Origin of the sequence: Sphingopyxis flava (assembly GCF_900168005.1) — a bacterium.
GTDB lineage: Bacteria > Pseudomonadota > Alphaproteobacteria > Sphingomonadales > Sphingomonadaceae > Sphingopyxis > Sphingopyxis flava.
The window spans coordinates 1-5,833 of record NZ_FUYP01000064.1 but is presented as its reverse complement, the minus strand read 5'-3'; the positions used below and the strand labels follow the sequence as shown (position 1 = coordinate 5,833).

Genomic DNA, 5,833 nt, shown 5'->3' with positions numbered 1-5,833 from the left:
TGGAGCAGAACGACGAGTGGCAACTCCAGCATCGCTACATGCAGATCGAAGGCATGGCCGAGCTCAACCAACCCATGATCGAGGAGGAAAATCAGCCCCTACACATCACCGCCAAAGCCGCCTGACGATGGCCCACGGCCACAGCCGAAATACACCACCTTGACGGACGCGACCGCCTCCTGATCGCGAGGGCTTGTCCTTAGCAACGATCGCCCCGCTTGCGGGGCGGCAAGAAAGGCAGCGAGTCCGCTCGCTTCCTCACTATCCGGGGTTGCTTCAAAACGCATTTTCGATTAATTTCTAATCATCCTGATTTGAGGTGATCTTCATGGCGACTGATACGAAAGTGCTGACCGCGCATGTGCCGCTCGGCCTTGCCGACAAGGTGGACGCGATGGCCGCGCGGCTCGAACGCTCGCGCGGTTGGGTGATGAAACAGGCGCTCGCTGCTTGGGTCGATCTGGAGGAAGAACGCCACCGGATGACGCTGGAAGCCCTGGCCGATGTGGACGCCGGGCGCGTGATCGACCATCGGGCGATCCAGGCGTGGGCCGACAGCCTTGGGACGGACAGGCCGCTCCCGCCGCCCGTCCAATGAAACTCCAGTGGACCAGCAAGGCATCCTCGGACCTTGTGCGCCTGCACGACCATCTCCGCCCCGTCGCGCCCGAGGCCGCTGCGCGCGTGGTCCGGCAACTCGCCAATGCGCCCGACCGGCTGCTCGATTATCCCCGGATAGGCGAGAAGCTGGAAGCCTATGAACCGCGCGAGGTTCGCCGGATCATCGTGGGCGACTATGAACTGCGCTATGAGATCGCGTCGACGACCATCTTCATTCTGCGCCTCTGGCATTGCCGCGAGAATCGCAGCTTCGATTCGGAAAATTGAGGCGGTGGTGCAGGCAGGCATGATCAGTAGCGGCACACCGCAAAGAACCGCCGCAAGCACTTATCTCAACTACGCCGGACGTTGTCATTTGCGCCGGGCGCCATCGTGGGCCAGCGCGAGTCTATGGCCCTGCCTCGCAAACGTCGCCGCCGCGCGCCCCGCCGATGGTCGGAAGGTCTCGCGGACCTGCACGACTATATGCAGCCGCAGCCGCAACGGCGCGCGGCGGCCCGATCCCGGACGTCCGACGATGGCCCGATCGTCGTCACCGACGATTGGCCCGAGCAAGTTCCCATCGGCGACGCCGAGCTTCGCGTCATCGAAAGCCATTTACGCAAGGAATTGGACGCGCTGTTCGGTCCCTTGCCATGAAGTAAGGAGCAAAGCGTCATGACCAGCGCCGTCCGGCAACCACAAGAGGATGCGGCGCCCGTCGTGGCGACGGCCCGCGCCGCGCTCTACCTGCGCGTCTCTACGCCGCGCCAGGCGGACCATGATCTGTCGATCCCCGATCAACGCCGTCAACTCGAGAGCTATTGCCTCTCACAAGGCTGGGAGGTCGCGGCCGAGTTCGTCGAGCCGGGCGTCTCAGGGACGGACGATCGGCGCCCCGCTTTCCAGGACATGATCGACGTCGCGATGGAAAAGCCGCCTGCGTTCGACGTGGTGGTCGTCCATAGCTTCTCGCGCTTTTTCCGCGATCAGTTCCAGTTCGAGTTCTACGTCCGCAAGCTGGCGAAGAATGGCGTGCAGCTCGTTTCGATCACGCAGGTTCTCGGCGACGATCCGGCGAGCGAGATGATGCGGAGGATCATGACGCTGTTCGACGAATATCAGTCGAAGGAAACCGCCAAGCATACGCTTCGGGCGATGAACGAGAATGCGCGACAGGGCTTCTGGAACGGCGCGCGTCCGCCGATCGGCTACCGCGTGGTCGATGCCGAACAGCGCGGCACGAAGGTCAAGAAGAAGCTGGAGATCGACCCGATCCATGCGGAAACGGTGCGCCGGATGTTCCGCCTGGCGCTGGAGGGCGCCGATGGTTCCGGGCCGATGGGCGTCATGGCGATCACATGCTGGCTCAACGACAATAATATCCGCACCCGCTACGGTGGACGCTGGGGCAAGGGCACGGTGCATCAGGTGCTCACCCGGACGACCTATATCGGCCGGCACCGCTTCAACACCTATGACGTCAAGAAGAAGCGCCGGAAGCCCGAGGCCGAACACGCCATCATGGAAGTGCCGCCCATCGTCTCGGTGGCGGAGTTCGAGGCTGTGCAGCGGTCCCTCAAAGCACGCAGCCCGAAGATGATGCCGCCGCGCGCGGTCGGGGGATCGACGCTGCTGACCGGCATCTGCTTCTGCGCCTGCTGCGGCGGCGCAATGACGCTACGCACCGGCACCAGCCGAAGCGGTCGGGAATATCGCTACTACACCTGCGCGACCAGGGCCACGAAGGGGAAAACAGGCTGTTCCGGCATCTCGCTCCCGATGGACCGGCTGAACGAGGCCGTGATCGACCATCTGGAGAAGCGGCTGCTCGATCCCGCGCGGCTCGAAGTGCTGATGGACCAGCTTATCGCGCGGCGGGAGGATTGGGTGACGGAGCGCCGTCAGCACGTCGCCGAGATGGAACGGCGGGCGACGGAGGCCGAGACCAAACTCTCCCGGCTCTATGAGGCGATCGAGAACGGGCTGGTCGATATGGGCGATTCATCGCTCAAGGCACGGATCGCGGACCTGACTGCTCTCCGCGACCAGGCCAGAGGCGATGCCGAGCGCGCGGTCGCGCATATCGAGAAGATCAGCCCGGAGATCACGGTCGAGAGCCTTCACGCCTTTGCGTTGGCCGCCCGGCGCAAGCTTCGCCAGGACGACGGCTCCTATGCGCGCAACCATATCCGGGCCGTGGCGCAGCGTGTCGAGGTGTTCAGCAAGACCGACGTGCGAATCCGCGGCACACGCTCTGAGTTGCTGCGAACCCTCACCGCCGCTTCTGGCGTAGAGGCGGCGGTGCTAGGGACTCGGGCTTTTGGACCGAAATGGTGCCCCTGGCCGGACTCGAACCAGCACTCCTTGCGGAACTCGATTTTGAGTCGAGCGCGTCTACCAATTTCACCACAGGGGCCCGTGGACGGCGCCTCCCCTAAGGCGAAGCGCTGCCGCTTGCCAAGCTATTTCTTGAGCTGTCGCGCCAACGTCTTCGCGGTCGCTTTGCCATAGGGGGGCTTGAACCCCGCGAGGCCAGCAACGTCGAGCTTTGGTTGGCGATAGACAGCGCGCGCGTGACTGAAGGTGCGAAAGCCATCGAGTCCGTGATAATTGCCCATCCCCGAGGGGCCGATACCGCCGAAAGGCAGATCGTCCATAGCATTGTGAAACAGGACGTCATTGACCGTGACCCCGCCTGAAACCGTCCGCGTCAGAACGCGCTCCTCCTCGCTCTTGTCCTGCCCGAAATAATAGAGACCAAGAGGGCGGTCGTGCGCGTTCACATAATCGATTGCATCATCGATCGACCGGTAGGTCTTCACTGGCAGAATGGGCCCAAAAATCTCCTCCTGCATCACCTTCATATCATCGGTCGGATTGCGAATAATGTGCAGCGGCATCTTGTGCCCGTTGGCGCTCGCGAAATCCTCGTTCGCAGGATTGACCTCGATCACCTCGGCTCCCTTCTCGCGCGCATCTGTCAGATAGGACTGAAGCCGGTCGTAGTTGCGGCCGTTCACGACCGAGGTGTAATCGTCATTGGCCAGCATCGTCGGATAGAGCGCGGCCGCACCTTTGGTGACGCTGTTGATCACGTCGCCTTCCTGCTCCTCTGCAACGAGAAGATAGTCGGGCGCGAGGCAGATCTGCCCGGCGTTCATCAGCTTGCCCATCGCGACGCGCTGACCCGCAAGAGTCTTGTCAGCGCTGCGCCCGATGAAGGTCGGCGACTTGCCACCGAGTTCGAGCGTCACAGGCACCAGATTGTCCGCCGCGGCGCGCATGATGTGCTTGCCCACGCTCGTCGCCCCTGTGAAGATCAGATGGTCGAATGCGAGGCGCGAAAATGCCACGCCAACATCGGCCCCGCCAGTGAAGACCGCCATCTCGGTCACGTCGAAATAGTCGGGAACGAGGCGCGCCATTAACGTGGAGACATTCTCGGTGAATTCGCTCGGCTTGATCATCGCGCGGTTTCCGGCGGCGAGGATGCCCGCCATCGGCACGAAGACCATGCCAACCGGAAAGTTCCACGGCGAGACCACGCCGACGACGCCCTTGGGCTGAAACACGACTTCCGCCTTGGCCCCCAACAGGCCGAGCGGGAAGGTCGGCTTGCGCTTCTCTCCCCTTGCCCAGTTCGTCATATGCTTCTTCGCGTGCTTCAGGGCGCTGACCGAGGGGAGGATGTCGGTCATCAGCGTCTGTTCGCGGCTGCGGTGTCCGAAATCTTCGCTCACCGCTTTTGCAAACGCATCAGCATGGTCGATAAGCAGAGCAAGCGCGCGGTCGATGCGGTCTGTTCGCACGGCGAGGCTTTCGGGCATGGCCGCCGTGAAGCTCGACCGTTGCGCCGCAAGCACCTCATTCATGCGCTGCGCTTCGCTCTCGATTGCCGGCGCCATATCCCTTGCTCCCCCCATGCTGATTCGCGCGTCGGATCAAGCCGACGATCAGGTTGCAGGGTGCAACCAGATTTCCCGACTTGTCAAACCCGTCACCCGCCTCGCGGCGAATTATCCCTGGCAGCGACCTGCTCTCCCGAGGCAAACCCCGCGGAAGCTATCGAGCGAGACGCGCGCCCACTTCAGCGTCAGAGCGCTCCCCGGCGGCGAGATGCCGTCAGCGCCCTTCAGGCACGGTGCCGTTCAGCTCGATTTCTCAAGGTCAACGTAACGCAGATACGGCCGGAGGGTACGAAAGCCTTGAGGGAAGCGCCGCTTCGCATCCTCGTCCGAAAGCTTTGGAGAGACGATGACTTCTTCGCCCGGCGTCCAGTTCACCGGTGTTGCCACCGACTGGGCGTCGGTCAGCTGCAGGCTGTCGATGGCGCGCAGGATTTCCGAGAAATTGCGTCCGGTGCTGGGCGGATAGGTGAGGATCAGCCGGACCTTCTTGTTGGAATCGATCACATAGACGGCGCGCACGGTGACCGTTGGATCGGCGTCGGGATGGATCATGCCGTAGAGCGTTGCAACCTTCTGGTCCGCGTCGGCGATCATGGGGAAGTCGAGCTTTTGCCCCTGGGTGTCTTCAATGTCTTCTTCCCAGCTCTTATGCGAGTGAACGGGATCCACCGACAGGCCGATCGGCTTCACGCCGCGCTTGTCCCATTCGGGGCGCAATCGCGCGACCTCGCCGAGCTCGGTCGTGCATACCGGCGTAAAATCCTTGGGATGGCTGAAGAACAGCCCCCATGACGAACCGAGCCACTCGTGGAAGCGAATGGGGCCGTGAGTGCTGTCCTGCTCGAAATCGGGCGCGATCTGTCCGAGTTGAATGGTCATTTTCCTACCTCCTGATAGCGGGCATTCTGTGCCCCCGAACGGAGTCGGACCAAACAAGTGTTCCTTTGGCCTCATTCAGAAAGGGTTGCCCTTTTGAAGGAGGGTGCATCCCGTGAGGGAAAGTTTGCAAGCTCACCCAGATCGCAATTCTCCGTGACCCCGCGCAAGGGTCCAGACGCCCCGAACATGCCAGAAAAGCGCGCTCTTGGGTCAAGGCCGCGATTGCAAGGGCGGACGGCGGGGGCCCGCTCTGTCCCGCTTGCCCAGGGCAATCGCTTCAGGTTAACAAACTGGGGTGGCGTTTGAAGTGCCGAGCTGATTCAGGGTGCTCCAGCTAGGAGGGGGCATTTGAGCGCCGGCACTTCCCGCATCTCGCCATGATCGCGATGGTCGAAACCCAAGTCGAACGTCATGCCGTCTCGAGCATGAGCGACGCTATTATC

Annotated in this window: 5 protein-coding genes, 1 tRNA gene and 1 pseudogene; 4 read left to right on the top strand and 3 right to left on the bottom strand. The window is 62.5% G+C overall.

Annotated elements, in window-relative coordinates; translation table 11 throughout:
* Positions 1–328: 328 nt before the first annotated feature.
* From B5X69_RS20050 to B5X69_RS20035, 4 genes and pseudogenes are all read left to right on the top strand, one after another.
* Entirely contained in the window at positions 329–598 is a 270-nt protein-coding gene (locus B5X69_RS20050) for a CopG family ribbon-helix-helix protein (protein ID WP_079640266.1), read from the top strand.
* Positions 595–888 (top strand): type II toxin-antitoxin system RelE/ParE family toxin, encoded by a 294-nt coding sequence (locus B5X69_RS20045; protein ID WP_079640265.1) that lies wholly within the window; start codon positions 595–597, stop codon positions 886–888. Before B5X69_RS20050 ends, B5X69_RS20045 begins: the two co-directional genes overlap by 4 nt.
* Positions 889–993: 105 nt before the next feature.
* Positions 994–1,260, top strand: a complete 267-nt coding sequence (locus B5X69_RS20040; protein ID WP_139375905.1) for a hypothetical protein — start codon at positions 994–996, stop codon at positions 1,258–1,260.
* Positions 1,261–1,278: 18 nt separating this feature from the next.
* Positions 1,279–2,406, top strand: a pseudogene (locus B5X69_RS20035) (recombinase family protein); the annotation flags it as partial.
* A gap of 528 nt (positions 2,407–2,934) precedes the next feature.
* Here B5X69_RS20035 and B5X69_RS20030 read toward each other — a convergent pair.
* From B5X69_RS20030 to B5X69_RS20020, 3 genes are all read right to left on the bottom strand, one after another.
* Positions 2,935–3,019: transfer RNA gene (locus tag B5X69_RS20030), tRNA-Leu, on the bottom strand.
* Positions 3,020–3,065: 46 nt separating this feature from the next.
* Complete coding sequence (locus tag B5X69_RS20025) at positions 3,066–4,508, bottom strand: coniferyl aldehyde dehydrogenase (protein ID WP_079640263.1); 1,443 nt, start codon at positions 4,506–4,508, stop codon at positions 3,066–3,068.
* Between the two features lie 243 nt (positions 4,509–4,751).
* The gene (locus tag B5X69_RS20020; protein WP_079640262.1) at positions 4,752–5,390 is read right to left on the bottom strand and encodes a peroxiredoxin; all 639 of its coding nucleotides are present in this window, start codon (positions 5,388–5,390) and stop codon (positions 4,752–4,754) included.
* Positions 5,391–5,833: the final 443 nt, after the last annotated feature.